This window comes from Microcoleus sp. B3-A4, assembly GCF_036705385.1.
Classification (GTDB): Bacteria; Cyanobacteriota; Cyanobacteriia; order Cyanobacteriales; family Microcoleaceae; genus Microcoleus.
In genome coordinates this window covers 1-15065 of sequence record NZ_JAUBUI010000118.1, presented here as the reverse complement: position 1 = coordinate 15065, position 15065 = coordinate 1, and the positions used below count along the sequence as shown (strand labels likewise).

At 38.5% G+C, this 15065-nt stretch carries 11 protein-coding genes; 6 read left to right on the top strand and 5 right to left on the bottom strand.

The genetic code is table 11. The features are described 5' to 3' along the window. Nucleotides 1-250 precede the first annotated feature (250 nt). Complete coding sequence (locus tag QUB33_RS27100) at nt 251-1762, bottom strand: tetratricopeptide repeat protein (RefSeq protein WP_333356948.1); 1512 nt, start codon at nt 1760-1762, stop codon at nt 251-253. Nucleotides 1763-1892: 130 nt separating this feature from the next. Here QUB33_RS27100 and QUB33_RS27095 point away from each other — a divergent pair, with 130 nt between their 5' ends. Further along, on the top strand, nt 1893-3176 hold the full coding sequence (locus tag QUB33_RS27095) for a tetratricopeptide repeat protein (protein WP_333356944.1): 1284 nt from the start codon (nt 1893-1895) through the stop codon (nt 3174-3176). 47 nt (nt 3177-3223) lie between these two features. Here QUB33_RS27095 and QUB33_RS27090 read toward each other — a convergent pair whose 3' ends face one another. Both QUB33_RS27090 and QUB33_RS27085 read right to left on the bottom strand, forming a co-directional pair. Beyond that, on the bottom strand, nt 3224-3343 hold the full coding sequence (locus tag QUB33_RS27090) for a tetratricopeptide repeat protein (RefSeq protein WP_333356941.1): 120 nt from the start codon (nt 3341-3343) through the stop codon (nt 3224-3226). Between the two features lie 172 nt (nt 3344-3515). After that, entirely contained in the window at nt 3516-5300 is a 1785-nt protein-coding gene (locus tag QUB33_RS27085) for a putative capsular polysaccharide synthesis family protein (RefSeq protein ID WP_333356938.1), read from the bottom strand. Nucleotides 5301-5350: 50 nt separating this feature from the next. On the opposite strand from QUB33_RS27085, the gene QUB33_RS27080 reads away from it, so the two are divergent. The 3 genes from QUB33_RS27080 (at nt 5351) to QUB33_RS27070 (ending at nt 9199) form a co-directional block, all read left to right on the top strand. Continuing rightward, complete coding sequence (locus QUB33_RS27080) at nt 5351-6223, top strand: nodulation protein NodZ (RefSeq protein ID WP_333356934.1); 873 nt, start codon at nt 5351-5353, stop codon at nt 6221-6223. Nucleotides 6224-6301: 78 nt separating this feature from the next. Then, on the top strand, nt 6302-7477 hold the full coding sequence (locus QUB33_RS27075; RefSeq protein ID WP_333356931.1) for an FkbM family methyltransferase: 1176 nt from the start codon (nt 6302-6304) through the stop codon (nt 7475-7477). A gap of 12 nt (nt 7478-7489) precedes the next feature. Further along, entirely contained in the window at nt 7490-9199 is a 1710-nt protein-coding gene (locus tag QUB33_RS27070; RefSeq protein ID WP_333356928.1) for a glycosyltransferase family 2 protein, read from the top strand. A 149-nt stretch (nt 9200-9348) separates the two neighbouring features. Here QUB33_RS27070 and QUB33_RS27065 read toward each other — a convergent pair whose 3' ends face one another. Next, entirely contained in the window at nt 9349-9534 is a 186-nt protein-coding gene (locus tag QUB33_RS27065; protein WP_333356925.1) for a tetratricopeptide repeat protein, read from the bottom strand. 31 nt (nt 9535-9565) lie between these two features. Next, nucleotides 9566-11155, bottom strand: coding sequence for a tetratricopeptide repeat protein (locus QUB33_RS27060; protein WP_333356922.1), 1590 nt, complete (start codon nt 11153-11155; stop codon nt 9566-9568). Between the two features lie 378 nt (nt 11156-11533). Between QUB33_RS27060 and QUB33_RS27055 the strand changes: the two genes are divergently transcribed. Further along, nucleotides 11534-12538 (top strand): glycosyltransferase, encoded by a 1005-nt coding sequence (locus tag QUB33_RS27055; RefSeq protein WP_333356919.1) that lies wholly within the window; start codon nt 11534-11536, stop codon nt 12536-12538. A gap of 94 nt (nt 12539-12632) precedes the next feature. Further along, nucleotides 12633-14825 carry a sulfotransferase gene (locus QUB33_RS27050; RefSeq protein WP_333356916.1) on the top strand — a complete coding sequence of 731 codons (2193 nt, stop codon included), beginning with the start codon at nt 12633-12635 and terminating at the stop codon, nt 14823-14825. Nucleotides 14826-15065 lie beyond the last annotated feature (240 nt).

Below are 15065 nucleotides of genomic sequence, written 5' to 3'. Positions count from 1 at the left end.
TTGCACTTTTCTCTCGATCGCGCGATCGCGTAACCCAGGCTAAGTAACACGCGATCGATGTATTCAGCAAACCCTAAGTAAAATCCTGTAAAGCTTGCATAGCTTTACACAAGCTTTAAGCATTCGGGTCATAAAAATTCGGCTATAAGCCTTGGTCAGTAAAGGTTCTAGCTATTTTTAGCTTTTTTTTCGTCGTGCTTATTGAGAATGAAACTGTTAGTTTAGACCTCACTAAATTTGGAAAGCCTTGCTATGAGAGTGTTTGAGACACCTGAATAGTTACTGATTGAGTTTTTTCAGTAAGAGGCTTGAATATATTCTTAACCATAGCAGTCCAATTATTCCCAACAACAGCAAACATAGCAGACCGTAACTCTAAGCTATCTACCCAATCTTCATTCATGTATTCCTGAACAATATCATCATAATGTTTAGACAGAATTTTTGAACTAGAGTCCAGATTAGTTACTATGGTTAAGCCTGTAGGTTGGGTAGCTACCGTAGATATTTTTAAATCCGGTCTATACTTCCTTAAAATCAGAGCTACTTTCCAAACATCCCCACTCCAAAAACCCGTTGCGCGATCGCGTCTGGCTGTTATTTCATCTAAGGGGAAAGTATCGTGAAAACAAATAACTGTATTTGAATGGCTATATTTTTCTATGTTAATAAAATCCTTCAGTGTTTGTTCAAACAAATGCAGTCCATCAATAAAAGCGAAATCAACTCTCTGACCTTGTAGTTCTTTTAACAAATTGTGATTTTGGAAAAAATCATCGCTAGTCATCTGAAAAATTTTGGCACTAGGTGCAATTTTACATTGTAGTTTTGGTTGTGGATCAATGCCAATAGAAACAGTTGATAAGCTGGCTAATTTAAAAGATTTACCCCTATCTACACCAATCTCTACATAATTCTTTGGCTTTATTAATAAATGCAATCTCCTCAAGATTTCCAAGTAATCTACCCCAGGTAAAATTAATCCACTAATGCAGTGGTGAAATTGACTCAGTTGGGGTATTGTCATCAAATTTTCATCGACCGAGACTTTCTCATACATTTTTACCAAATTCAGAAATTGGCTTAAATAATAGCTATAATCTTGAGAGTCTTTGATGTTTTGTGAATTATTTGCCAGAGCAAAACCAACCTTTGACCCAAATTTATCTAGGATATAAAAAAAACAAGAATAGAGTTTGGATTCCGGTTTGCGGGGGTTTAACTGAATTGCCAAATTTAGATAATCTTGAGCTTTTTGTAGTTCTCCCTTACAGATAAATAATGCACAACACCCCAAATAAGCATCAACCACTTTGGAGTTAAGTTTGATAGCCCGATTATAATAATTTAAAGCCTCATCAAATATTTTATTTTGGATCAAAACCCAGCCTAAGCTATTGTAAAACTTATAGCAATCCGGTTTTAACTCAATAGCCTTTTGTAAATACTCAACAGCCGCCTCTAAATCTCCCAGTTCCGCTAAAGCCTCCCCCAAACTATAAAATAGCCAAGCCGAGCGAGTATTAATTTTTAAGCCTTCAGAATAACAAGCAACAGCCTTATCTAAATTACCCTGTTTAGCCAAAGCATCGCCCAGGTTATGATAAGCCCAAGCAAAATGGGGGTTAATGTCAATTACCTGATGATAAAGTGCGATCGCTTCATCCAACCTTCCAGACCGTTTCAACTGATTCGCCTGCTTCAGTAACTCACCCGCACTCATCCCTTCACCACTCCTCATAACTAACTTAGCAATCCACACCCAGCCCCTGAGATACCCCAGCATCATAGCATATCACGAGACTGACGCACACTTGACAAATATCTATCACTTTGGTAGAGTAACCAGCAGGTTCAGCCTAGTATATGCTTTAGTCTGGGGAGTCAGCGAATTGGAAAGCGATTTGGTGAGGGGTAATCAACTGCTGCGGAGTGGGAAGCTAGAAGAGGCTGTATCTGCTTTTGAGAAGGCGATCGCTCATCATCCGAATTTCCATTGGTCTCATTACAAGCTAGGGGAAGCCTTAGAACAGTTGGGACGTTTAGAAGAAGCGATAGTAGCTTATCGGAAAGCAAATGATTTGAATCCCCGTTTTGATCAAGTTCTCCGCAAGCTAGAGACAGAGCCTAAAAAAAAGATACTGATTCACATTGGCACTGCAAAAACTGGTTCAACGGCTATTCAAAAATCTTTAACTTTTTCTTTTAAGAATAATCAAAATAATATTCTTTATGCAGGATTGCCTCATTGCAAGATTGCTCCGTTATATTATCAAGAATATAAAGATCTTCCTAGAGGATTCCTTTACCACTATTCTGAATCAGAATTTAAAGATTTAAAGGAAGAATACAAAACAAACTTATTTAATTTGTTGAGAATTCATCAAAATATAATTTTATCCTCGGAGTATTTTTCAGTCTTTAAATTTAAGCAAATAGAGAAGCTTCGCATAGATTTAGATAATATTGGAGGTTGCGAATATCAAATTCTAGTTTATATCAGAGAACCTGCTTCCTATTACTTGTCCCTTGCTCAACAGCAACTTAAGGCTTCCTCTTCTTTTACATCTCCGAGAAATTATCACTACACATTTATGAATACTGTTAACCTGTGGAGCAAAGTCTTTTCACCTGAACAGTTAAATATTAGGATTTTTAATCGTGAATTTTTTCCAGAAGGTTCAGTAATCTTGGACTTCCAAAATTGTGTTGAAAAATTTTTTAACAAGAAGATAAAGCTGGATCTTGGATCGTCTGATGCTAATGAGTCATTATCAGCAGAATCAATGATAATTTTACAAAAATATAGACAATTTGTATATCCTAATGAAGATAATGTTTTTAAAAAAGACTCAAATATTTTAATCTCATATTTGCAAAAATCAAAGAATGAAATTTTACAAACAAAACCTCAACTTTTAGAAAAAGTTGCAAGTTATATTAGGAAAAAACATGAAGAGGATATTTATTCCTTAAAAAATATTTATGGAATAAACTTACAAAATCTATCTAAAGAACATTCAGATTCTAGTCCAGAAATTAGCCAAGAAGATTCTGCAATAGATGCAAGTTCTATCGAGGACATTTTAGAAAATTTTGATATCAATATAGTCATCAATTTACTATTGTGGATAGCTAGAAATAATTTTTCAAATTCAACGACTAACAAGCAATAGCATCATCTAATTTTACCTGTTTATCCAAAGCTTCCCCTAGATCATAATTAAGTCCAAGCAAAATCAGGGTTTAACTTAATTACCTGATGATAAAGAGCGATCGCCTCATCTAACTTCCCCGCCCGCTTCAAATGATTAGCCTGCTTTAGCAACTGACCTGCACTCATCGCTGGATTCTCCATGACAAATCCAACATTAACCTACACTAACATAAAGATATGAGCCGCTCATCAATATATAGAAATATTATCAAAAACCGAAGGTACTATGCAATATCCTGATATCAAAAATCCTTCACTAATATTATAAATTAATTCTATCAGTGACATTTAAAAGCTTTTACTTGTGAACACATCTATAAAACTCATCAATTTGAGACGAACTATAAAAATGTTTAGTAAATTTTGATTTTAACATTTTCTCCAAATATTCTTCAGAAATTACAAGTTTTTTCTTAAATTGTTTATACAGATTACCGTACCACTTCTGGGAACTAATATTATAGTTTTCTATTTCAAAATCTCTCATCCCAGTAAACCCTCGAAGAATCTCCTGTTTTTGACTATCAATAAGTTCTGCTTGCATAATCAAGATATGATAGGACTGATGGAAATAGGTTTTCCATCCCAAAGTCGAAAAAGGTTGCGAATAAACATCAAAATTAAAAGATTTATTAAACTCTCGCTCAAACCAACCCAGGGGATAGTTGGAGTTTAATGTCCAAAATTTGTCCATCAGTTCTTCAACAGTTAACTGCTGGATTTGTTCTGGGGTTAAATCGGGATAATAAATCTCGATATTTTGAAAAAATCCCCCAATATTGACATCAATCGGATTTCTGACCATTGAAATAACTTTCAAGGGTTTTCCTAACCAATTTTTTAACACAAAATAGCCATCAACACAATGACCCTTGTGCATATTATTATGCAAATAAGTTTCGTCTAAAAAATGAATATCATAGACCTGTAGAGCATACTTTTTTAAAGACATTGAAATAGAAGTTGAACCTACTTTTCCCATTGTATAGACTAAAAATCGCTGCTGATTGGCTTTTTCTTCAATCTTATGATTGTTTACACTTTGAATCGTCTGTTTATAATTTCTTATTTTCTGCAAGCATCGGGCTTTTTCATCGTTTAAATTAATTAAATCGGGTCTAAAATTAATACACTTTTCCCAAATCTCTAACGCCGCTTCATACTGTCCTTGATTAAATAAATCAATAGCATTTTGTCGCATTCCCCTGAAATATTTTCGACCCGTAAACCTGACTTTATCAATCACTGCTTCAGCCTGAATATTAACTGTAACCTTCGTCGGATGGTGTAGAGGAAAATCAATAGATTGGGTGGGTAAGTTGGCAATTTCATCTACTTCCCAAGTTGTATGGGCGGCATCTTCCCCAAAACCCACATTAGAAATTAAATTCTGATTAGGGACTGCACATAAACCTTGATTAACAAAACAAGTAAACGTCCAAGCCCATCCCCAAGAATTAAAGCCATTATAGGTTAAATCAAAGATTTCCGCCCAATATTGAGCCGAGGGGTAATCTCCTAAATAGTCTTGTAACCATTGACTTTCCCGTACCTGTTGCCATTGTTTCAAACTTCCATCAAAATATTTCCAAGCTCGTTTCCAAGTAGCCCAACCCCAATAAAAGCTATAGGCTGAAAAGTAATAACTAGAATCTGAACAACGGTATCCATGAGTGTTTTCTCCTGTAATTTGAAAAACACGCTCATTATGGCGATATCGCTCTAATAACTCCTGACAAAATTGAAAAAAACTAAGTTGAGGAATACAATCATCTTCTAAAATAATTGCTTCTTCAACTTGGCTGAAAACCCAATCCAACCCGCTAGAAATCCGTTTTTTACACCCTAAATTAATATCAGAGTAATTTTTATATACTTCACACTTCCAGTCAAGTCGGTCGATAATCGCCCGTGTAGCTGCACATTTTTCAATTTCTCCAGGGTGTTCAGGGTTGGGGCCATCAGCAATGACGAATAACTGACAGGGTTGTAATGTTTGAATCACCTCAAAAACCTGCTTTGTTGTATGAGGTCTTTTAAAGATAATCAAAACGATAGGTGTTGTGAAAGGTGGCTGATTCATGGTATGATTACGACATCAAAAAATATTCAAGCATTAGTTAATTTAATGATATGGAGCAGTATATCATCCTTAAAGGAATAGCAGGACTAGGAAATAGACTATCGGCTTTAAGCGCAGCTATTAAATATGCTCAAATCACTAACAGAAAACTAATCGTTGAGTGGAATGATCATTGGTACAGTAGCCATTCCTCCAAAAATGTCTTTTTTGATTTTTTTCAGCTTATCAATATAGATAGTAGTCTTCAGCATACCTATGATATTCCCAATTATAGCCAAAAAACTGTTGCTCCTGCAATGTGGTTGAATCATTTAACTGATCCTAGTGATCAAGTTATGCAATTTCCTCTGGTTTGGAAATTAAACGATCAATATTTAGGTCAAAAATGTGTTGTGGAATTAGATCGTTCTTACACAGAAGATATTGTCGTTTTTACTTCCTATGGAGGATTAGATAGAAAAATTCTGCGTCATCATCTAAAACTTAAACCCGCTGTTCAAAAAATCGTGTGTGAATTTGCTGAAAAATATTTTTCAGAAAGTGTAATTGGTGTTCATGTACGTTTTACTGACAAACAACCTAAACAACCTTTAAAGACGGTTTTTCAAAAAATTGATGACCTTTTATCTGTAGAACCTACAGCTAAAATTTTTTTAGCTACTGATAATCCTGATCTCATTATTGAATTTAAACTCCGATATGTTAATCATATGCTAGTGAGAAATAAATGGTTCCCCTCCGATCACACACCAATCCATCGCTATCAATCGGGACGAATTCCTGAAGAAATCCTTCTAGATGCTGTTGTTGAAATGTTTTTACTCAGCCACTGCAAATATTTAATTGCACAAGGTAATTCATCGTTTTCTAGGATCTCAACTTGTTATTTTAAATCAGATAGCAATAATATCATGCTTTGGTAATTCATGCTAAAGTTGCTTTTCCTCATTCTATTCCCTGATACAATAACCCCAAACGCATTAAAATTCAAGGCTTCCTCCATGAAACTCGACTTCCTCAACCTCTGTCAACAACACACAATCACCCCACGCGGTATTATCTCCATAGGCGCTTACGACGGCAAAACCCTCAAACCCCTCAACCTCCCCAATACCGTTAAAACCCTACTTATCGATGCCAACCCCACTGCTGTTGAAAGATTGCAAGAGAATTTTGCCGATCGCCCCAATATCCAAGTCGTTCAAGCTGCCATTGCCAACCACAACGACACCGTGACCCTGCATCTGACTTCCCTAGAGTCTAGCAGCTCCATCCTACCCTGGCAACAGTACAGCAAAATTTACCCCAATATTAAAGAAACGCAACAACTAACCCTGCCTTCCCGCACCCTGGATACTCTCCTGGAAGAACTGCATCTCTCTACTACAGACTTTAATATTCTGATTCTCGATATCCAAGGTGCTGAACTCCTCGCCTTAGAAGGCGCTACCCAACTCCTCAACACCCTAGATGCCATTTACACCACCGTTCATTATCAAGAACTGTTTAAAGGCGGGGCCTTAGCGGAACAAGTCGGTCAGTTCCTCACCGACTACCAATTTCAGCGTGTAGCAGAGGGGACTCCCTACCATCCCGCTTGGGGAGAAGCGTTCTATGTCCGTCAGACTGTTAGAACTGAGGATGGGGTGCTTCCCGTTCAATCCCTATCCCCACCCTCTCAATTGCTTCAGGAAACCCAACAGGAGTTAGAAACTTTACAGTTACACTACCAAGAAACTTTGGCAACGTTGGAACAAACGCAAGATCAACTGCAACAAAAAGCAGAGAATTTAGCTGAGTTAGAATCTCAACGGGATCAAATATTAGTAGAATTAGAACAATCTCAAACCCAACAGGAACAACTCCAAGCCCAACTTCAACAAACCCAGAAACAATCTGATCAGTCTCGTTCTGAACTCCATGAAGTTCGAGAAGAATTGGAACTCACCCAATTCCAACTGGATGAACTACAAGTTGAGTTAGAACAATATGTTGCTAAGTTCCATCAACAGAAAGAAGAAATTACCCAACTACAAACGGAACTGGAACAAACTAAAACCCAATTAACTCAAGTTAAACCCCAACCTGAACTAACCGTTAGCACAAAATCTAAATCGGATAATGCCGTCCTAGTTAAATTGTTGGCAAAAGTTCTAGCAGAAACCATTGAAGATTAGCCAGGATAGATTATGATAGCTAGCCCTTTATCAATTTTTCCTAATCTTCTACCCACATTAAACCTCACAATTTTTGCAGTTCCTAAACCCTTTCAAGGTCAGATTGGTATTATTCAACGGAATGCAATTCAAAGTTGGTTACACTTGCAACCCCAACCGGAAATCATCTTATTGGGAAACGATGAGGGAACAAGAGAAACTGCCAGAGAGTTTGGTTTACGCCACATTCCCAACATCCAACTCAATACTCAGGGAACTCCCCTGTTAAATGATATTTTTTTCCAAGCTTCCCAACAAGCGAAATACCCGATATTAACCTATGTTAACTCGGATATTATCTTAACCAGTGACTTCCTGCCAACGCTTCAACAAGTTGCAAACCAATACCAGCAATTTTTAATTCTAGGAAGACGCTGGAATCTGGATCTCACTGAACCCTTAAACTTTCATCATTCCCATTGGGAACAAAATTTACGCGATCGCGTTCATCAAGCCGGAACCTTCAGTGGCGTTGGAGCCTTAGATTATTTCGTTTTCCCCAAACCTCTATTTTCCCAACTACCAAAATTTGCTGTTGGACGCGCAGGCTGGGATAACTGGATGGTAGGAGAAGCCCTCAAACAGAAGATTCCGGTCATCAATGCCAGTCAATTAATTACCGCGATTCATCAAAACCACGATTACAACCATTTGCCAGGACATCGTTTAGAAGCATTTCAAGGAACCGAAGCACAACAGAATCAAACCTTTCTCCAAGGTCATTTTGCGGGCAATAGTGCCGATGCGACTGTTTACTTAACTCCCCTCTCTCCCAACCACACTCCTAGAGTTAGTGTGATTATCCCCACCACCCATGTAAAGAAGCACGATTTTGCATTTCTCCCTCTGCGTCAAAGCATTGACAGTGTTTACCAACAAACCCTGACTGACTTTGAAATTATCGTCGTTGATGATAGTTTTACGCAGGAAATGCGATCGCGACTCAAAGCAGAATATCCCTCAATCCGCTACATCCATCAACCCTCTCAAGGGATTGTAGCTGCTTTTAATAAAGGCTGGGACATCGCCCAAGGGGAATTTGTGACTTTTTTGAATACCTCAGAGGTATTTTTGCCAGAAAAACTCGCCCAACAAGTCGCTTGCTTTCAACAGAAAGCAGGTTCTTTAGAAATGGTTCTCAGTGCTGGGCAAACCCCTTCCGGCAGTAGGAGTGATGCCATTAATATTGCAGCCTTTAATTCCGTTTTACAAGGACGGGAAGGGTTACATGGGGTTCATGCCTGGATGTTACCAACACTGTGGCAATTCATCCTAACTAGCGCGATTCTATTGAGGCGCAGTTGGTTACAGCGTTATGGTGGCTTTAACCCCCAACTCTCTCAAAAAGCTGCTACCCTTGACCTGCTACTGAATTTATCCTCAAGGGGGGCGGCCGCGGTTTGTTTAGAACAGCCAACAGTTTGCTGTCGAGAACCCCAACCCTATACTCCTGAAATGATCGCTCAAATGGCGCAAGAGTCAGAACAACTTCTGCAAAACTATTTTTCACGCCCCACCGTTAAACCTTGGATGCGTCCCTTGGAGTCCCAGGCCTATACTCAAACATTTATATGGCTAGTAGGCTTGATGTCAGAGATCGGTCATGAACAGCAGAAAGCAAAATTCCTAGACCGTTATCATTCTTATCTGAAAAGGAGTTTATCAATTGACACCAATGAATGATTTATAGCCTTTCTCAGAAAGATGAGGTACTCATGGGCATAGGGCATAGGCCATAGGGCATAGGGCATAGGGCATAGGGCATACCTCACTTTTTTTTTTGAGAACCGCTATAGATTCGATATCAAGGTCTAGGTTGGGATCTACTAATCTCAAATAGCTTGCTCAAGTTCTAACAACGCTTCTCCTAAATTCCGATAGAACCATAAATGAATCGGTTCGCCCTGCAATTCGATCCCTTTGCGGTAACAATCAATGGCTTCTTTTAAACAGCCTTGACGATGCAATTCTTGTCCCAGCTCCTGATAAATCTCAGGAGCATTAGGACTGTTCTTCAATATCTCTTGATATCGAGAGAGAGGATCTAAATTAACTCCCTTTTTTTTTTGAAATCACACGACTCATCCCTTCATAAGCCAAATCAAACTCCGGTTTGAGGTTAATTGCTTTTTGGAAATAAGCTATTGCCTCTTGATAATTTCCTTTCTGTTCTAATGCTTCTCCCCAATGTAAATTAATATCGGGAGAATCTGGATAAATTTCAGAAGCGCGGCGATAACAACTAATCGCTTCATCCCACTTTTGAAGCATAGCAAAAGTATGACCTAAAACGTGATAAGCAACCGCAGAGCCTGGGTTGAGAATATAAGCTCGACGTAAAGCAACAATAGCATTTTCAATTGCACCTTGTTGTCGGAGGGTTTGCCCTAAGTTTTGATAAGACTCAAAGGAATTAGGATTAAAATCTTGACTGCGACGATAGGAGGCAATATCCTCTTCAAATTGGCGTTGTTTGCCTAAAATTTGTTCTAAGCGATTTTCAATGGAACGCCGATTGGCTGGATTTAATTCTAAGGCTTGGCGATAGGCAGCGATCGCTTCTTCCCATTGATAAAATTGTTCTAACGCCTGACCCAATTCATCATATAACTCAGCCGAACTTGGGTTCAAAGCACAGGCTTTATGATATGCACTAATTGCTTCTTCCAAGTTATGAGTTTGCACCAGTGCTTGAGCTAAACCCCATTGATGCTGACTAGAATTAGGATGCAGTTCAACGGCTCGACGATAAACCCTAACCGCTTCTTCCCATTCATTTCGTGCAGCTAAAGCTTTTCCTAACTGCTCATAAGCCTCTGCTAAATTAGGATTAAGTTCACAAGCTCGACCTAATGCTGTTACAGATTCCTTCCATTCCTGCTGGTGCATTAATGCCGTTCCCAAATTATAGTAAGCAGTTGCAGAGTTAGGATTCACCTGACAACACCGACGAGAGAGACTAATAATTTCCTCCCATTGTTCCTGCTCTTCTAATAATTTTCGTGATTTTTCGTAAGCTTCTATTAAATTAGGATTGAGTTGACAAGCACGACGATAATGTTTGAGTGATTCATCAGTTTGACCGCACTGTTCTTGAACTTTTGCTAATGATAAATAACATTCTGACCAATAAGGATTAATCTCTAAGGCTTGATGGTAAGCCGCGATCGCCTCTTGCCCTTGGTTCTGTTGCGCGAGAGCCAGTCCTAGATTATAATAGGTTTCGGCATCCTTGGGTTTAAGCTCTAATGCCTTGTGAAACGAAGAAATCGCTTCTACAATATTGCCTTGTTGGGTGAGAGCCATCCCCAAATTCGTGTAAAATTCATAAAAATTCGGCTCTAAGGCAATGGCTTGTTGAAAGCAACTGATCGCTTGGCTCAAATGTCCGGCTTGCAGTTCCACAGTACCTAAGCGGTCATAGAACCAAGGGGAATTAGCGTTGAGTTCAACAGCTTTCTGATAAGCTGATATCGCGCCCTCAAAACTTCCCTGTTGACTGAGAGCTTCCCCCAAGTTATAATAAAGCCAAGGGGATGATGGGTTTTCTTGTATCCCCTGCTCATAGCTGAGAATTGCCTTTTCCAACTGACTTGTCCGTAACTGTTGATTTGCTGTCTCAAAATGGCTAATACTCATATCACAACTCTCGATTTTTTCTAGGATTCAATTATATCATGTCTGCTAGCATTGAGCGTGTCAACAACTTCTCACAACTTCTTTGAGCAGTTATCTGATTCCATCTGCCTTGAACAGCAGTTAAATCTTACCAGCAAGAAGGATGCCAGCAGACACAATAACATTATATTGGTTATGGACACTTGAGGGAAGTTGCAAACAGTCACTCAACCTTTAGAGATGGATATGCCAGTCACTACCTGATTGTTTCCGTCCATTTTTTACCCCTCTCTACCCATTTTTAATAACTTTATATATATGCCATTGCCTTCGGAATTGCCAGAAATAAAAAACAAACTAGAGCGATCGCAGTCGTGGCTACAGCAAATTCAAAGCGAGATGGCATCTTGGGAATCGCTAACAACTCTATCACCCTCATCCCCCTTAGCGGAACCCTCTCGTCAGTCGATGTTATTTTACCGAGATTATGGCGGTTTTACAGGTGGGCACTTAAAGGTTTGGGACTATTTTAATCATGTCAAATTTTCCCAGAGTTATGCTCCCTTTATTTATTTCACACCTCAAAGCAGTTGGGAGCCAAACAATCCTTGGTTAAATTCAGATAAAACTTTCCTCTTATCTGAACCCCTAGTAAATCCCGCTCTAATTTTCATGGAAGGGTTAGATTGGCATTTCCTTGATGAACACTATAAAAATAATTCACTGATTCCGATTATTAATTTAATTCAGCACGTCCGACACGCCTATCCTGATAATCCTCGTTATTCCTTTCTCAAATATAGAGCTATTCGGATTTGTGTCAGTCCCGAAATCAAAACTTATTTAGAAGAAACTCATCAAGTCAACGGAGAACAATTCGTTATTCCTTGTGGATTGGATCTGAGTGAACTACCCCAACCTTTAGATTGGAAACAAAAAGATTGTGATATTTTAATTTGCGCGTTGAAAGAACCTATTTTAGGACAACAGTTAAAAAAAGAATTAGAAAAAACCGGAAAAAAAGTGGAACTTCTCACAGCACAACTTTCCAGATCAGAATATTTACAAAAGCTAAATTGGGCAAAGATGACGGTATTTCTTCCTAATCAACAAGAAGGCGAGGGGTTTTATCTTCCGGCTTTAGAAGGTATGGCGCTAGGAACACTGGTGATCTGTCCCGACTGTATTGGCAATCGGTCCTTTTGCCTTTCATGGTATAATTGTATCCGTCCAGAGTATCGGGTAGAAAGTTTATTGAATGCAATCCAACAAGCATTACAATATCCTCGAAGTAAAATTCGGGAAATTTTAACCCAAGCGAAACAAACCGCCAATGAGCATAATCTTCTCAAAGAGCGTCAGGCTTTTTTAGAAATTCTCGCTAATATTCGGCAAATTTGGTAAGATTGTCTTACCTAAATTATTTAGATTTTTGATTTACTGTCTTCTAAAAATAGAACAGAATAAACGTTTACCTGAAGAAAAACCTTCTAAAATTATGCAAAAATCAAACACCGAACAAAGCGTTTTCATTATCACCGGAATGCACCGTTCAGGAACCTCCTTAACCGCATCTATTTTGCAGAGTGCTGGTATTCACATGGGTCGCCGCTTAATGGAAGCAACAAATTTTAATGCCAAAGGACATTTTGAAAACCTAGATTTTTTTCACTTTCATTTAGATGCCTTGAGTTCATTAGGTCTGAATATTGATGGTTGGACACTACAAGAAAACTTAGAGATAGAAGACCAATTAGTTGAGCGAGCTAAACAAATTATAGAAAATAATGCTTTAAGTTCTGTTTGGGGATGGAAAGAACCTCGAACCACTCTCTTTTTAGACTTTTGGGCGAAACTGTTACCAGCAGCCAGGTTTTTATTAATTTATCGCTCTCCTTGGGAAGTGGCGGACTCTCTATATCGGCGAAAAGATGAACTTTTTCAAAGTCAACCAGAATTAGCCATTAAATATTGGCAGCATTACAACCAAAAAATTCTTAATTTTTATAACCAGAAACAAAATCGTTGTCTGCTTGCAAATGTCAAAACGATTATTCAATACCAAGCCGCCTATATTGATACGATAAATCACAAGTTCAACGTTGATTTAAGTCATCCGGCTCCCACAGCTTACGATCCATCAATGTTGAAAACAGAGGTTTCATCTAACAGTCAGCAACCAACTGTAATTGATTATTATTTTCCTGAAGCTATTGAACTTTATCAGGAACTAGAAGGCAGAGCATGGCATCCTGAACAAACGCCGGATTTTTCTTGGCAAAAATTATTAAAACCGTCTCTCTATCGAACTTGGGCTTTTCAAGATTGGGCGAATTTGCGTCGATTAGAACAGGATAATAAATCCTTGAAAACTCAATTGCACGCCCAAGAACCGGAATTGCAAAAATCTCAGTCTCGTCAAACTGAATTAGAACAGACAAAAGCCCAACTGAAAACAGCCGAAAATCTCCTAGAACAATCTCAATTTCAGTTACATGAAACAGAAAGCGTTTTAGATAAATCTCAAACTCAGTTACAACAAACCGAGTCAGTTTTACAACAATCCCATGCTCAACTTAATCACACTCGCAAGGAATTAGAACAGACAAGAAATCAACTTGGTCAAGCTCAATTGGATGTTATGCGTTATCAATCGCAGTTACATCAAACTCAAGAAGAATTAGAATACTATGAACTGCACCGCCAAGTTTGGGAGGAATCGCAATCTAAACTTTATGAATCCGAGGTAGCTTTAAGTCAATTGATGAATCGGTTACAGAAAACCGAAAAAAGTGAAGAGCGTTTACATCTTCAACTACATCAAATTCAAGAAAAATTAGAAGACTATGAACTGCACCGCCAAGCTTGGGAGGAATCGCAATCTAAACTTTATGAATCCGAGGTAGCTTTAAGTCAGTTGATGGCTCAGTTACAGAAAACCGAAAAAAGTGAAGAGCGTTTACATCTTCAAATACATCAAACTCAAGAAAAATTAGAAGACTATGAACTGCACCGCCAAGCTTGGGAGGAATCGCAATCTAAACTTTATGAATCTGAGGTAGCTTTAAGTCAGTTGAGGGAGCAGTTACAGCAAGCAGAAAAACGAGAAGAACGAATCAACATTCAACGGCATCAAACTTTAGAAGAGTTAGAGCAAACCGCAACTAAACTTAAACAAGAGCGAGAGAATTTTAAACTGGTCAATCACAAATTTATACAACTAAAAATAGAGGTAGAAGGAGATATCAAACAAAAAGAAGCACAAATTCATCAATGGCAAACAGAATTCAAACAATCGCAATGTCAACTCCACGAAATACAACAGGAATTAGCCCAAGCTAAGACCTATATTGACCAAATCCAACAACGGCACCAGCTAGAACAAATCGTAGCTGAATCTCCGGAAAAACAAAGCGCAGTGGATTACAATCTCTTAGTTTGGGATGCCTGGAATGCTTACTGCAATGGTCAACTGCCTGTGATGAAGCAGCACCTTCAAAACGCTTTAAAATTAACTAAAACCTCAGCAAGCGAAACAATTATGAATTGGTTAGAAAGTTTTTCTAAATTTTCCGTTGCCCAAGGGTTGGAACTAGATTCCGAAAGTTTAACTAATTCCCTGGAATGGCAACAGTTAATGCGCCAAGTGATGGTGAAAAAAATGACGCAATTACCTCTGATAAAACATTGACTATAAACCGCATAAACATTGCTCCAAAGCAAGTGGATAATGAACCTCTAGCCGTGAGTGAAGGGTTCTCCTTAGTTTTAGGTGCTTGCTCATAAGAATAAAACTTCCCGTGGTAGGAACACGAAAGCCTGCGTGATATCATGTCCGGTAGCATAACCATAATTAGGGCTTGCTGAATCAGTGAGAAAAGTAAACAGTGTATGGATTTTCCGACCAAAAAAGTAGTAAGGGTGCAAGAAA

Bases quoted from the DNA above. Each gene is read 5' to 3' on its own strand.
- QUB33_RS27090 (WP_333356941.1), bottom strand. From the start codon at position 3,343: ATGAGTGCAGGTCAGTTGCTAAAGCAGGCTAATCATTTGAAGCGGGCG.
- QUB33_RS27085 (WP_333356938.1), bottom strand. From the start codon at position 5,300: ATGAATCAGCCACCTTTCACAACACCTATCGTTTTGATTATCTTTAAA.
- QUB33_RS27080 (WP_333356934.1), top strand. From the start codon at position 5,351: ATGGAGCAGTATATCATCCTTAAAGGAATAGCAGGACTAGGAAATAGA.
- QUB33_RS27075 (WP_333356931.1), top strand. From the start codon at position 6,302: ATGAAACTCGACTTCCTCAACCTCTGTCAACAACACACAATCACCCCA.
- QUB33_RS27070 (WP_333356928.1), top strand. From the start codon at position 7,490: ATGATAGCTAGCCCTTTATCAATTTTTCCTAATCTTCTACCCACATTA.
- QUB33_RS27060 (WP_333356922.1), bottom strand. From the start codon at position 11,155: ATGAGTATTAGCCATTTTGAGACAGCAAATCAACAGTTACGGACAAGT.
- QUB33_RS27055 (WP_333356919.1), top strand. From the start codon at position 11,534: ATGGCATCTTGGGAATCGCTAACAACTCTATCACCCTCATCCCCCTTA.
- QUB33_RS27050 (WP_333356916.1), top strand. From the start codon at position 12,633: ATGCAAAAATCAAACACCGAACAAAGCGTTTTCATTATCACCGGAATG.